At 45.5% G+C, this 12,994-nt stretch carries 14 protein-coding genes; 12 read left to right on the top strand and 2 right to left on the bottom strand.

Annotation, left to right across the window (positions count from 1 at the left end):
* Positions 1–140: 140 nt before the first annotated feature.
* Both NLX78_RS18050 and NLX78_RS18045 read left to right on the top strand, forming a co-directional pair.
* Positions 141–965, top strand: coding sequence for an alpha/beta hydrolase (locus tag NLX78_RS18050; protein ID WP_068938549.1), 825 nt, complete (start codon positions 141–143; stop codon positions 963–965).
* Positions 966–1,057: 92 nt separating this feature from the next.
* Positions 1,058–1,849, top strand: coding sequence for a dioxygenase family protein (locus NLX78_RS18045; RefSeq protein WP_061830852.1), 792 nt, complete (start codon positions 1,058–1,060; stop codon positions 1,847–1,849).
* Between the two features lie 105 nt (positions 1,850–1,954).
* Here NLX78_RS18045 and NLX78_RS18040 read toward each other — a convergent pair whose 3' ends face one another.
* Positions 1,955–2,473 (bottom strand): DoxX family membrane protein, encoded by a 519-nt coding sequence (locus tag NLX78_RS18040; RefSeq protein ID WP_023987083.1) that lies wholly within the window; start codon positions 2,471–2,473, stop codon positions 1,955–1,957.
* A 249-nt stretch (positions 2,474–2,722) separates the two neighbouring features.
* On the opposite strand from NLX78_RS18040, the gene NLX78_RS18035 reads away from it, so the two are divergent.
* From NLX78_RS18035 to corA, 7 genes are all read left to right on the top strand, one after another.
* Entirely contained in the window at positions 2,723–3,817 is a 1,095-nt protein-coding gene (locus NLX78_RS18035) for a DUF3048 domain-containing protein (protein WP_250267477.1), read from the top strand.
* A 188-nt stretch (positions 3,818–4,005) separates the two neighbouring features.
* A complete protein-coding gene (locus tag NLX78_RS18030; protein WP_007428879.1) occupies positions 4,006–4,620 on the top strand; it encodes a DUF47 domain-containing protein in 615 nt (204 codons plus the stop codon).
* 14 nt (positions 4,621–4,634) lie between these two features.
* Entirely contained in the window at positions 4,635–5,624 is a 990-nt protein-coding gene (locus tag NLX78_RS18025) for an inorganic phosphate transporter (protein ID WP_039272398.1), read from the top strand.
* Between the two features lie 239 nt (positions 5,625–5,863).
* Positions 5,864–7,312 carry an amino acid ABC transporter substrate-binding protein/permease gene (locus NLX78_RS18020; protein WP_250267478.1) on the top strand — a complete coding sequence of 483 codons (1,449 nt, stop codon included), beginning with the start codon at positions 5,864–5,866 and terminating at the stop codon, positions 7,310–7,312.
* On the top strand, positions 7,305–8,033 hold the full coding sequence (locus NLX78_RS18015; RefSeq protein ID WP_061830844.1) for an amino acid ABC transporter ATP-binding protein: 729 nt from the start codon (positions 7,305–7,307) through the stop codon (positions 8,031–8,033). Before NLX78_RS18020 ends, NLX78_RS18015 begins: the two co-directional genes overlap by 8 nt.
* A 370-nt stretch (positions 8,034–8,403) precedes the next feature.
* Positions 8,404–8,832 (top strand): GNAT family N-acetyltransferase, encoded by a 429-nt coding sequence (locus NLX78_RS18010; RefSeq protein WP_254351172.1) that lies wholly within the window; start codon positions 8,404–8,406, stop codon positions 8,830–8,832.
* Between the two features lie 170 nt (positions 8,833–9,002).
* Positions 9,003–9,962, top strand: coding sequence for a magnesium/cobalt transporter CorA (corA, locus tag NLX78_RS18005; protein WP_250259358.1), 960 nt, complete (start codon positions 9,003–9,005; stop codon positions 9,960–9,962).
* A 6-nt stretch (positions 9,963–9,968) separates the two neighbouring features.
* Here corA and NLX78_RS18000 read toward each other — a convergent pair whose 3' ends face one another.
* Positions 9,969–10,484, bottom strand: coding sequence for a hypothetical protein (locus tag NLX78_RS18000; RefSeq protein ID WP_061830840.1), 516 nt, complete (start codon positions 10,482–10,484; stop codon positions 9,969–9,971).
* Positions 10,485–10,712: 228 nt separating this feature from the next.
* On the opposite strand from NLX78_RS18000, the gene NLX78_RS17995 reads away from it, so the two are divergent.
* From NLX78_RS17995 to NLX78_RS17985, 3 genes are all read left to right on the top strand, one after another.
* Positions 10,713–11,003, top strand: coding sequence for a YerC/YecD family TrpR-related protein (locus tag NLX78_RS17995; RefSeq protein WP_007428885.1), 291 nt, complete (start codon positions 10,713–10,715; stop codon positions 11,001–11,003).
* Positions 11,003–11,791, top strand: a complete 789-nt coding sequence (locus tag NLX78_RS17990; RefSeq protein WP_081112480.1) for a sirohydrochlorin chelatase — start codon at positions 11,003–11,005, stop codon at positions 11,789–11,791. Before NLX78_RS17995 ends, NLX78_RS17990 begins: the two co-directional genes overlap by 1 nt.
* A gap of 173 nt (positions 11,792–11,964) precedes the next feature.
* Complete coding sequence (locus tag NLX78_RS17985) at positions 11,965–12,846, top strand: diacylglycerol kinase (RefSeq protein ID WP_013308843.1); 882 nt, start codon at positions 11,965–11,967, stop codon at positions 12,844–12,846.
* Positions 12,847–12,994: the final 148 nt, after the last annotated feature.

Genomic DNA, 12,994 nt, shown 5'->3' with positions numbered 1-12,994 from the left:
ATGATAGACTGACTTTACTATAAAATCTTATTAAACTTATCGGAATTAAAGTGAATGAATACCCTGGATGGATATTCCACGTTACGATATGAGTTTGAATTCATAAATGTGTAGTGAAGCTTGAAACAGGGGGAATCAGGATGGAACGGCAAATTGGAATTCGCTTTGAACATGAAGAACTGGCAGCAACAATTCATTATCCAAACCGTACAAATGAGGGAGATCGTCAGAGAAGGGTTCCTCTCGTTGTTATATGTCACGGTTTTGTAGGCAATCGTATCGGAGTAGATCGATTATTCGTCAAGACTGCGCGTGAACTGGCCGAAGGGGGATACTTTGTCCTGCGCTTTGATTTTGCCGGTTGTGGAGAAAGCACGGGGGAATATGGCAAGCAGGGGTTAGAGTCCATGATTAATCAGACACGTACCGTGTTGGATTACGCCGTCAATTGCGCGGACATTGACCCGACCAAGGTGACGCTGATCGGTCACAGTCTGGGGGGCGCAGTTGCCCTTCTCACAGCCGTACGGGACAAGAGAGTACAAAATCTGGTTCTTTGGTCCGCAGTGGGCTATCCGTTCAATGACATCGTCAAAATTACGGAGCGAAGCGTGTACGATGAGTCTGTTAAAACCGGTCATGCCGACTATTTGGGCTATAAGTTTACGCCTGCTTATTTTGAGTCGTTAGCTCAATTTCAGCCGTTCCAGGAGGCCGTTAAATTTAACGGAGATGTGCTCGTTGTTCATGGCACCTCGGATGATATTATTCCTGTGGATTATGCATTTCTGTTTCAAAAGATATTCTGGATGCGTCCAGAGGGACGCTGTGATAAAGAGATTATTTTCCAGGGAGATCACACTTTCTCGTCAGGTAAAGAGCGGCAACGGCTGATTGATCGAACACTTGAATGGCTGGATGAACAGGAAAATATTCAACGGGATTGGCAGCACTGGATGATCTGATTTCAGTGTGTAACGGATTGTATTGGAAATTGCGCCTCCGCCGGAGTAAAATGGAAGAGTAACACTATACTGGCGTGTGGAGGTTGGCAGCGATGACATTACCCTCAATTTTTGTTGCGCATGGTTCACCGACACTGGCTGTAGAAAATAACGCATATACCAGCTTTCTTGCAAAGTTGGGCGCGAGCCTGCCCCGACCCAAAGGAATTGTCATTTTTTCCGCGCATTGGGATAGCCCCGATCAATGTATTGGCGCGGATGATCAGCATGCAGCGTTGCACGATTTCTATGGCTTTCCCGAAGAAATGTACTCAATTGATTACCCTGCACCAGGCGATCCAAAGCTGTATGAGGAGATAGAGCATCTGTTCAGTCAGCATAACCTGTTCCACCAGCCGGTTCGGAACCGAGGACTGGATCATGGAGCATGGGTGGTTTTGCGGCATATATATCCTGATGCAGACATACCGGTCGTACCCTTATCCATTGATTCTCGGCGCGCTCCCCAGGAGCAATACGAGATTGGGCGGATGCTGGCGCCGTTGCGAAAACAAGGAATTTTGATTATCGGTAGCGGTGGACTGGTCCACAACTTGCGGACACTCAAGCAGACGAGTGAGCCAGCCGATTGGGCCGTTCAATATGATGACTGGATTGCACAGCAGCTTCAAGACTGGAATTTGCGTCACCTATTCCAATATGACAAGAAGGCTCCATATGCCAAACAGGCGGTACCTTCTTATGGAATAGAGCATTTTTCACCTTTGTTTTATGCGATGGGGGCTGCGGATCATGAGCGCTCCGCGCGTAAGCTTTTTCAATCGTATGTCCTTGGTTCGTTAAGTCTCAATTGTTGGGCTTTTGGTCAAGAAAGTGATACGTAAATGTAAAAAAAGAACTTCCGAATCCACATGGTGTGTGGGAATGGAAGTTCTTTTGTGTATTTTGCGTCTTCGATTAATTAGAAGGCACGTTCTTTTTTAGCCAGTTTAAGCTATTTTTCGACTAGGGTCCGCTGGAAAGGTATCTTTATTTTTACGAAACAGTCCACGCAGGAAGGGCAGTACCCAACGGTCAAAGCCAATTCTTCCGGCATTTGCACCAGCAACTACAAGGAAGATTTCAAACAGCAGGTAGATTGCATTGGTGCTTACTGTACCCGAGAACAGGAACGAGAAGTTCATAACCATAGCCATTAAAGCAGCCAGTGTAGTCAATGTACCGAGAAGCAGGCCAACCCCGACCAAGAACTCACCCAATGGGATCAGGACGTTGAACAAACCTACATTCGGCAGGGCAAAGGCTTCCAGGAACGATCCCCACCAGCCTTGTACAGCGGGATGGTCTCCACCTGTTTTAGCAATGGCCCCCGAGATAAATCCGCCTGCATCGAATCCACCTGTCAGCTTTTCAAGTCCGTGGGTCATCCATTCATAACCTAGATAAACCCGTACTACAGTCAGCAACCACATTGCGACTTTGTTTTCACGTAACCAGCTGTTAAACATTCAAACCACTCCTCTTTCTTAATCTATAATGTTGGTTGTATTTCATTTTGTTGGGGATGATCATCTTTGCTACACCTTTATTGTAGTAGGTTCAGTTACAGTTATTTGTGATAAAAATCACAAAGTCCGAATATTTTTTAAATTTTAATGTCTTTAGATAAGTATTCTATAGAGTGGTTACGCTTCAATCAAGACAAAAACAGGAAATAAAGCTTATAATGAGAAAAATAACTAAGTGGAGGGATGAACTTGTCCGGGCCCATTTCCCAACGAAATCATTGGTTGCGTGTGATGGCCTCAGCTCTGTTATGCATGACGCTGATGTCTTGTACTGCTATGTCCAATACGGGTGAATCTGAATCCGTTCCCCAACCGACCAAGCAAGAAACAGAGAAGGAGGCACTTGAACCGCCGAAGGAGCAGTCTATTCCGGCATTTACAGCTCCGCTTACCGGTCTTCCGGTGGAGCAGCCTGTTTTGGAGCGGCCGCTCGCTGTCATGATTAACAATGCTCCGGCTGCACGTCCTCAGGCAGGACTTAGCCAGGCAGACATGGTATATGAAGTTCTTGCAGAAGGCGGGATTACCCGTCTGGTCGCTTTTTTCCAAAGTCATGGTGGAGATGTAAAGATCGGACCGGTCCGTAGCATTCGACCGTATTTGATTGAGCTGGGCGAAACCTATGGTGCGTTGCCGATACACGCAGGGGGAAGCACAGATGCCTATGCGATTTTACAGCAGCAACGGAAGGAACATCTGGATGAGATTTCAAATGGAGGGGCTTACTTCTGGCGAAGCAAAGATCGTCGTCCTCCACATAATTTATACACAGACGTGAACAGACTGCGCAAAGGAAGCGATAGTAAAGGGTATGCCAAGCATACGGACGTTCCAGTATATTCTTACCTTAAATCCGGTGAAACCCCAGTTATGGTGGACGAGACAGCAGCATCTTTGCAAATTCGGTTTTTGCTTAAAAGCTATCGAGTATCTTATACCTATGATCCAGCGAATCAACAATATAAGCGTTTTGTGAACGAAAAGTCACATGTGGATCAAAATAATAACCAACAGCTCTCAGCAGCCAATGTTATTGTAATGAGCGCTAGACATCGAACGTTGGATGATGTGGGCAGATTAGGTGTTGAGCTGGACGGCAGTGGAGAGGCCATGGTGTTTCAACAAGGACAGTTAATACAGGCTGAGTGGCAGCATACACCAGGCGATGCGATTCGTTTTATGAAAAATGGGGTTGAAATCCCGTTAACGCCAGGTACATCCTATATACATGTGGTACCTGCAGATACTTCACTAAAGGAACATGTAACCATAGCAGCAAATTAGAAAACGAAATACACCTTTTTAGGAAAAAATTGTCGGATAATGACCTTCCATGTCGGGCACTGTATACGTATGTCATGAAATTTGCTTTTACAAACATTACAAAAACATTGATGAGTGTGATAAGATAGCAAAGGTTGTCTATTGCAGTCGAAACAGGTTGCGGATATTTTCGTAAAGGGGTAATCGTTATGAGATTGAAGAAAAAGGATATATTCTTCGAGACGTTGGAAAATATGGCAGATACGATCGTGCAAGCAGCCGATTATTTTGCCCAACATACTTCAAATCTTCAGGATGTGACTTTGTTTACAAATGAAATGAAGAAGTATGAAAATAAGTGTGATGATTACACACACACGATTATTACTGAGCTGAACAAGACCTTCATTACGCCGTTGGAACGCGACGACATCATGGAACTGACAACAACCATGGATGATGTGTTGGACGGTCTTGAAGCGACGGCTTCCCGTTTTTATATGTACAACATTACGGAGCCGGACGAGTATATTGTGCAGTTCGCTGATATTCTGCGTCAATCAGCTTACGAAATTCAGAAAGCTGTACATTTGCTTTCACAGAAAAAATTGCTGGCCATTCGTGAATACACTATTCGCCTGAATGATTTGGAAAATCAGGGGGATGAATTATTGCGTATTTGCATCAAAAACCTGTTTGCAACTGTAACTGACCCTATTGAACTGATTAAACGCAAAGAATTGTACGAACGCCTTGAAACGACAACGGATTCATGCGAGGATGTTGCAAATATGCTGGAATCCATCATTATGCGTAACTCGTAAGGGAGTCCTTTTACATGGATACAAGTTTACTGGTATTGGGTATTGTTATTTTTCTTGCTCTGGCATTTGATTTTATTAATGGTTTTCATGATACGGCGAACGCGATTGCAACTTCGGTATCGACCCGTGCATTGACCCCGCGACGTGCGATTATTATGGCTGCAGTCATGAACTTTCTCGGGGCAATATTGTTTACAGGCGTTGCGAAGACCATTGGTGGAAGTGTCGCTGATCCAACCAAGCTTACGAATGGAATTGATATCGTCATTGCGACGCTGATCGCTGCGATTATCTGGAACCTCTTAACCTGGTGGTTCGGTATTCCTTCATCCTCTTCTCATGCACTAATTGGTGCATTGGCTGGAGCGGTGTATGTAGGTGCGGGATCGGATAAATTAAACTGGAGCGGCTTCATCGGGATTGTCGAAGGACTTATTTTCTCCCCGTTGATTGCTTTTGTTGTCGGTTACATCGTGATGATAATTTTAAAATACATCTTCGCTCGTCGTAGTCCGCATACGGTAAACAAAGGGTTTCGTACAATGCAGGTCATTACGGCAGCGCTTCAGTCGTTCACGCATGGTACGAATGATGCTCAAAAGGCGATGGGGATTATTACATTCGCACTCGTTTCGGCGGGGTATCAGGACCATTTGGAAGTACCCATGTGGGTGAAAATTTCAGCCGCAACAGCCATGGCGCTGGGTACGTCTATCGGGGGCTGGAAAATCATCAAGACGATGGGAACCAAGATTTTTAAAATCGAGCCAATTAACGGATTCGCAGCCGACATTTCGGGAGCCTCTGTTATTTTCACAGCTACATTGCTTCATTTGCCCGTAAGTACCACTCATGCCATTACTTCGGCTATTTTGGGTGTGGGTTCTGCGAAGCGTTTTTCCGCTGTGCGTTGGTCGCTGGCCGGTCGAATTATTATTACTTGGGTTATAACGATACCGATTGCTGCGCTGTTATCTGGATTGATTTTCAAAATTCTTTTCTAGTTCATTATTATTTCTTGAAAAATAGGTACACACTATAGAATACACAATAAGCTTCCGTCCGCTTTTTGCGGCAGGGGCTTATTGGCATTCTAGGGCAAAAAGGCTTCTTCAAAGTTTACACATCCAGATAGTTCCATGAAACGTTTTTCAAAAATACCTGACATCAAAGTAGTCAATTTTTAATAACTCCTGTAGAATAAACAGAAAACTTTGAACCGTTCAACTGACTGGAGGAAATTATGCAAAAATCTAGAAAACTAATAGCACTCATGATTTGTTTGTTTTTTGTGGTTGCCCTGTCCGGTAATTTCGGTGTAGTGGCACATGCAGAAAATAAAACAAAGTATGATATCGGCACGGATACAACGTTCGCGCCTTTTGAGTTTGAAGATGTAGATGGTAAATTTGTTGGAATCGACATGGATTTGCTGGCAGCCATTGCCAAGGATCAGAATTTTGAATATACGATTAAGCCTCTTGGCTTTAACGCGGCAGTGCAGGCCCTTGAAACGAATCAAGTGGATGGTGTCATTGCCGGGATGAGTATTACCGATGAACGTAAGCGGAAATTTGATTTTTCCGAGCCTTATTTTGATTCAGGCGTCGTCATGGCGGTCCGCAAGGATAATGATACGGTTAAACGCTATGAGGACTTGAAAGGACAGCGTGTTGCGGTCAAAACAGGAACGGAAGGTTACACATTCGCAGAATCCATTAAGGCCAAATACGGCTTTACTACAGTACCGTTCGATGATTCTTCTCAAATGTATGATGAAGTCAAAACAGGTAATTCGGTTGCCTGCTTTGATGACTATCCGGTACTGGCATATGGTGTAAACCAGAATAACGGCCTTAAGCTGGTAACAGATAAGGAAAAAGGTGCTTCTTACGGGTTTGCTGTTAACCAAGGCAAGAACCAGGAGTTGCTGGAGAAATTTAATGCAGGGCTTGTTAATCTGCGCAATAGCGGGGAATACGATAAAATTTTGGCTAAATACCTTGGCGAATCGGGCAAAGGTGTGGCGCCTGTAGAGACCAGCCGCTGGGGACTGATTTCCGCTTCGCTGCCTTCGCTGATTAAGGGCATGGGAAATACGTTGCTGTACACACTTGTATCTTTACTCGTAGCCTTTATCCTAGGGTTGGTGTTTGGCTTTATGAAAGTAAGCCATAACAAGGTGTTCCGTGGTATTGCAACTGTATTCGTCGATATATTCCGCGGTATTCCGCTGATCGTGCTTGCTTTCTTTATTTACTTTGGTATTCCACAGGCACTGGATTTCAAAATGCCGCTTTTTGTCGCGGCTGTACTGACATTATCCCTGAATGCGGGTGCGTATGTAACTGAGATTATCCGTGGTGGTATTCAGTCCATTGATCCTGGACAAATGGAAGCAGCTCGTTCGCTTGGTCTACCCTATCGGACGGCTATGCTTAAAATCATTTTGCCACAAGCTGTGAAAATCATGATCCCGTCGTTTATCAATCAGTTGGTTATTACGTTGAAGGATACGTCCATTTTGTCTGTTATCGGTCTGGTCGAGTTGACCCAATCGGGTAAGATCATTATTGCGCGGACATTCCAATCCTTTGATATTTGGCTGGTAGTAGCGGTGATGTATCTTATCGTCATTACAGTCCTGACCAAAATTTCCAACCGTCTTGAAGGGAGAGTTCGCCGTGGGTAAAATTATCGTTAAAAACCTGAAAAAAAGCTATGGTAGTAATCAAGTGCTAAAGGGCATCGACATGCAAGTACGTGAAGGCGAGGTTGTATGTGTCATTGGCCCCTCTGGTTCGGGGAAAAGTACGTTTTTGCGTTGTATGAACATGCTTGAAGAAATTACCGCAGGTGAGGTCATTGTTGATGACTACAACTTGAGTGACAAAAACGTGGATATTAACAAAGTCCGTGAAAATATAGGTATGGTATTTCAACACTTTAATCTGTTTCCGCATATGACCGTGCTCAAGAACATTATGTTCGCGCCGACTGAACTGGGGAAACAGTCCAAGGCAGAGGCCCGGGAAACGGCTATGAAGCTGCTGGATCGTGTAGGTTTGGCCGATAAGGCAGATGCACTGCCAGGACAGCTTTCCGGCGGTCAGAAGCAGCGTGTGGCGATTGCACGTGCGCTGGCAATGAATCCAGATATTATGCTGTTCGACGAGCCTACCTCGGCGCTCGATCCTGAAATGGTAGGCGAAGTGCTGGGCGTAATGAAAGATCTGGCGCGTGAAGGCATGACGATGATGATCGTAACGCATGAGATGGGTTTTGCACGCGAAGTAAGCGACCGTGTTGTGTTTATGGACGGTGGTTACATCGTAGAGGAAGGAACGCCACAAGAGGTATTTGGTAATCCGAAAAACGAGCGGACTATTAGTTTCTTGGAGAAGGTATTGTAAGTGGACAAGGTTTGCCGTGAGTGCAGGTAAGGACGTAGTGTTGACCACTCCGCGTTCCATTTGATCTTTCGATCGCTGTTGCCCCTGAATTTTTGGAATGTATAGGACCTTATAAGGTGAAAATTCAGAGGCAAAGGCGAACGCTGCCGCTTCTACAGATTCAAATGGACCGCTACGCTACTGCCGCTAAACCCGCTCCTTCTTGTTCTTACAAAAGTCTGTCCCATTCATTCGGGGGGAGCAGGAGGAGGAATTAGCACATCGCTTTGCTTGCTGCGTCGAGGGAAATAGCGAGACAAGCAACATATGACTGCGTAATGGCGCTTGTGTACATCTTTGATGTTTATTTTCATAAGTGGAGGGCTTGCTTTTGAAGATAAGGACTGCTCATCATGAGGATATTCCGGCTTTGGCTTATCTGATGGAGGAGCTTGGTTATCCTACATCTGTAGAAGATATGAAGATGAGATATGATCGTATCGCTTCTGACCCTAACTACCATACTCTGGTGGCTGAAGATGAAGGGGAAGTCGTTGGAATGGTTGGACTACATGCTGATATCTTTTATGAAAGAAATGAAGATTACGCGCGTATCGTCGTTTTTGTAATGGATTCAAAACATCGTAATAAAGGCATCGGGAAGGCGTTAAATGAGGAAGCGGAAGCTTGGGCTAAAGAGAACGGGTTGGTTGCCATTGCTTTGAACAGTGGTAATCGAAGTGAGCGACAGGATGCTCATCATTTTTATCGCCGATTAGGATATGAAGCGACAAGCACAGGATTTGTAAAAAAGATTTAATTTATAATGAATTGATTATTTTATAAGGATATCTTGGGAGGCATGTTGGCCCGGAGATATCCTTTTCTTTATTAAAAGGAATACAGGACTTGAGATTGGTATAATGTTAATTGGCTTATATAAAATATAAATAACATAACAGACGGAAGTGTAAGCGAGGGGGACGTACGGTGATACGTACATTGACTATAGGTCATGATCATCAGGTAACAGTGGGAAAACCATTGGATCAGATCGTCATGGAGGATTACATATGGATGTGGGTAGATTTTAGCGAGCCTACAGATCGCGAGACAGAACTGCTGACGAGTTATTTTCATTTTCACCCATTGGCTGTGGAGGATTGTATGCATGTTCTGCAACGTCCCAAATTGGATTATTACGAGGATGTGCAGTTTCTGGTCGTGCATGCGCTTGATGTAGATACGTTAGCTGCGGAAGAAGTGGATATGTTTATTAGCAGTCGTTTTTTGGTTACATATCACCATCATGAGTTAGAGGAGCTGGATCAAGCCTGGGAGCGGATTGTCCAGCATGCGAATGAACGTAAAATATGGTCGCGAGGGCCGCTGTCTGCAGCCTACACGGTGATGGACAAGCTGGTAGATAACTATTTTCCTAGCCTTTTTATGATTGAGGATGAATTGGCCGAGCTGGAGGGCTTGGGCGGTCGCGAATCCGTAGAGGAATTAATGAAGCAGGTGTTTGACCTGCGTGGCAGGCTGCTCAAGCTACGCCGTACCATCGTACCCATGCGTGATCTGATGTACCGAGTTTTGAATTCGCAGCATGTGCAGGGCCAAGGAGATCATATGGCTTATTTTACCGATATATATGATCATTTATTGAAGCTGACAGACATGCTGGAGGCCGACCGCGAGATGACAGCCGACCTGAGGGACAGTTATATATCGCTCAATTCCAATCGCATGAATTCAATTATGAAGACGCTGACCGTAATTACGACCGTCTTTATGCCCTTGACGCTGATTGCAGGAATTTATGGTATGAATTTTTCGAATATGCCCGAGTTGGGCTGGAAATATGGATATTTTGGCGTACTGTTCTTCATGTTTTTGTTGAGTGTTGCAATGGTGGTCTGGTTTATGCGCCGAGGCTGGTTCAAATAGTATAGTCTACTTTCTTTTGCGCTTGCGCGGACGTCTACGCGGGGTAGTGGTGCTTTTGCGCTGTGTCTTTTTCCGGCGTGGGCGTGGTGGTGTGTATTCATCCAATTCCTCGGTGATATCTGTGGCAGAATTTTTGCTCGCGGATTTGCCGAATGCTGGGAGCGAGCCCATAATCAGCTTCGCCATTGGAGCAAATTGCTGCACACTAGACATAACCTTTTGCACCTTGCCGACCGTAGCAACAATTCCATCAATACCGCCCATACGATCAATGAAGCCTTTGATTTCGTTAAGATTACCGAGGTTGCCAAGACCCCCAAGCAGTCCTCCTTTGGCTGGAACCGGGTCTGGTGTGACTACGGCAGAATCCGTAATACTCGCTGGCGCCTCGTAAGGAACCAGCCCGGAAGAACCGGCTTGCGGAACCTCGTTGTATGGATCGAGTCCGGGATAAGGAGATGAACTATACGGATCGGAAAGAGAACGCTGTAGCGGCCTCCGATGATAGTAGTGTCCAGGCATGAGATCACATTCCTTTGCAGGTTGATACTCTACTGTATGTTACAAACGCACAGTGGGTTTAGGCGCGTGCCCCGAAATCAGGTATAAAAGCGGATTTGGGCATTCGTACGGTACGTTTCTATGGTCATGTAATGTTGTTCTGTAATGCGTGAAACCGTTAATGCTTGAAAAACCGACTATTCCTCGGGTACAATGAGGAGAGATCGTAACCTTGGGAGATGATAATCCATGCAGCTTAAAAAGCTTAATGATAAAAGTATTGATCAATTGTTCGAAGCTATTTTAACTCTTAAAAATTTGGAAGAGTGCTATGTATTTTTTGATGATCTGTGCACGATTAATGAAATTCAATCCCTCTCCCAACGTCTAGAGGTTGCCCGTATGCTAGGCAAAGGCAGCACATATAATCAGATTGAAGCAGAGACGGGGGCCAGTACAGCTACCATTTCACGTGTTAAACGTTGTCTGAACTATGGTAATGACGGGTACAAAATGACTCTGGAACGTCTGGGACGCTAATGCGGAGCCCTGGGATACTGGTAATCAGCCATGGCTCTAGGGAGCCATATTGGGTGGAACAGGTGGATCAGGCAGTTGCGAAGCTTCATTTGTCGGAAGAAATGCCGATAGAGGTTTCATTTTTGGAAACGGTTAAAGGAAGATTGATTCAAAATGGTATTGACCGTCTGGAAGCCTTGGGTGTAACAGATATATTGGTTATACCTTTGTTTGTGTCATCAGGCAGTACGCATGTAGATGAGATTAGCTATGCGCTGGGTGTCAAAGATGCGCCGGACAAAGAAACAGATTTGGAGCCGTTTCGACTGAAGGCGCAAGTGCATTTTGGCAGCCCGCTGGATGACGGAGAAGATGTTGCCCGCATGGTATGGGACAAGGTTCGCCCGCTATCAGCCGACCCTGCGAGAGAGGTTATTTTACTCGTAGGTCACGGCAGTGTGCACAACGGCTTTTTTCAGCGCTGGGAGCAGGGGATTTCTTCGTTGGCCCGTACGGTGCAAAGCGTGAGCGGTATCATCACGGACCACGCTTTGCTAAACCCCGAGAGTGTGTACGACAAGGCAGCGTATTGGAATCAGGAGCGGGGTCATGATGTTATTGTGGCACCGCTATTTTTGAGTTCGGGATATTTTACAAGTCGTATGATTCCTAAACGCTTGCAGGGACTCGAATACCGTTATTCAGGAGACCCTTTATTACCGCATCCTTTGCTCACAAGCTGGATGGATAGACAAATTCGTGAATTATTGCAAAGTGTGCAGAAGCAAGCAAGGTCAAGTCATAGGTAGTCTGGTTCGGCTATAGCGTCATCTTAGCCTTAAATTTCCTTATTTGGGCAAAGTCTGGCTTCTTTTATTGTAAAAGAGGTCTTTTTCCAGTATGATGATATTTTGTACAGACTGAATGTGATGAACTGCTATGTGAATATAAATATCATTAAATATACGGGTGGCGTAACGGAATGAAAAGAGCTAGATTAATCTATAATCCGACCTCTGGGCGTGAGGAAATGAAGCGTCGTCTTGCGGATGTTTTGCAGCGCCTAGATGAAGGGGGTATTGAAGCCTCTTGCCATGCAACTACGGGTGAAGGGGACGCAACGCGTGCCGCAATAGAGGCCATTGAGCGTGGGTATGACATGATTATCGCCGCTGGTGGCGACGGTACATTGTATGAGGTCATTAACGGGATGGCTGAAAGAGAAAACCGCCCGCCCCTAGGTGTGTTTCCTCTGGGGACGACGAATGATTTCGCCAGGGCACTGGGCATCCCCAAGCACTGGGAGGATTATTGCGACCTCGTGATTCGTCAAAATCCGAAGCCGCTGGATATCGGAAAAGCGAACGACCGCTACTTTATCAACATTGCAGGCGGGGGGACTTTAACCGAGCTTACGTATGAAGTTCCGAGCAAGCTAAAAACGATGATTGGCCAGTTGGCGTATTATTTTAAAGGTATGGAGAAGATGGTCAGCCTTGCTCCACAGGAGCTGATCATCAAGGCATCGGGTCAGGAAGTGATTCACGACGAGTTTATGCTCTTCCTGATTGCGAATACGAATTCGGTGGGCGGGTTTGAAAAGCTTGCTCCTGGGGCGACAATAGATGATGGACTGCTCGACGTCATCGCTGTACGGAAATGCAATCTGGCGGAAATGATCCGATTGGTAACACTTGCGCTGCGTGGTGAGCATTTGCAGGACAAGAAGATTGTTTATTTCAAAACAGATTACATGGAAGTGACCTCACCCGGCTATGTCCAGCTTAATCTGGATGGCGAACTGGGGGGCACTTTGCCAGCGACTTTTCGGAATTTACCGCATCATTTGAATGTTTTCCGGTGAGGAAATACTTCTGCTTCCGGGAGGCAACGCAATATAGTATATGGAATGCAGAGTAGGTAGTTGTTTTTGTGAACATATTGGTTCTTGCCGTTCTCCGTGGGGAGTAACGGCATTTTCGAGTTGATGTTTGTATGTTTAGATGACCATT

The organism is Paenibacillus sp. Lou8.1 (assembly GCF_024213565.1).
Classification (GTDB): Bacteria; Bacillota; Bacilli; order Paenibacillales; family Paenibacillaceae; genus Paenibacillus; species Paenibacillus polymyxa_B.
This window is presented reverse-complemented; position numbering and strand designations above follow the sequence as displayed.

Coding starts and splice junctions, on each gene's coding strand:
- NLX78_RS18025 (WP_039272398.1), top strand. CDS start 4,635: ATGGATACAAGTTTACTGGTATTGGGTATTGTTATTTTTCTTGCTCTG.
- NLX78_RS18045 (WP_061830852.1), top strand. CDS start 1,058: ATGACATTACCCTCAATTTTTGTTGCGCATGGTTCACCGACACTGGCT.
- NLX78_RS18050 (WP_068938549.1), top strand. CDS start 141: ATGGAACGGCAAATTGGAATTCGCTTTGAACATGAAGAACTGGCAGCA.
- NLX78_RS18000 (WP_061830840.1), bottom strand. CDS start 10,484: ATGCCTGGACACTACTATCATCGGAGGCCGCTACAGCGTTCTCTTTCC.
- NLX78_RS17990 (WP_081112480.1), top strand. CDS start 11,003: ATGCGGAGCCCTGGGATACTGGTAATCAGCCATGGCTCTAGGGAGCCA.
- NLX78_RS17995 (WP_007428885.1), top strand. CDS start 10,713: ATGCAGCTTAAAAAGCTTAATGATAAAAGTATTGATCAATTGTTCGAA.
- NLX78_RS18020 (WP_250267478.1), top strand. CDS start 5,864: ATGCAAAAATCTAGAAAACTAATAGCACTCATGATTTGTTTGTTTTTT.
- NLX78_RS18030 (WP_007428879.1), top strand. CDS start 4,006: ATGAGATTGAAGAAAAAGGATATATTCTTCGAGACGTTGGAAAATATG.
- NLX78_RS17985 (WP_013308843.1), top strand. CDS start 11,965: ATGAAAAGAGCTAGATTAATCTATAATCCGACCTCTGGGCGTGAGGAA.
- NLX78_RS18040 (WP_023987083.1), bottom strand. CDS start 2,473: ATGTTTAACAGCTGGTTACGTGAAAACAAAGTCGCAATGTGGTTGCTG.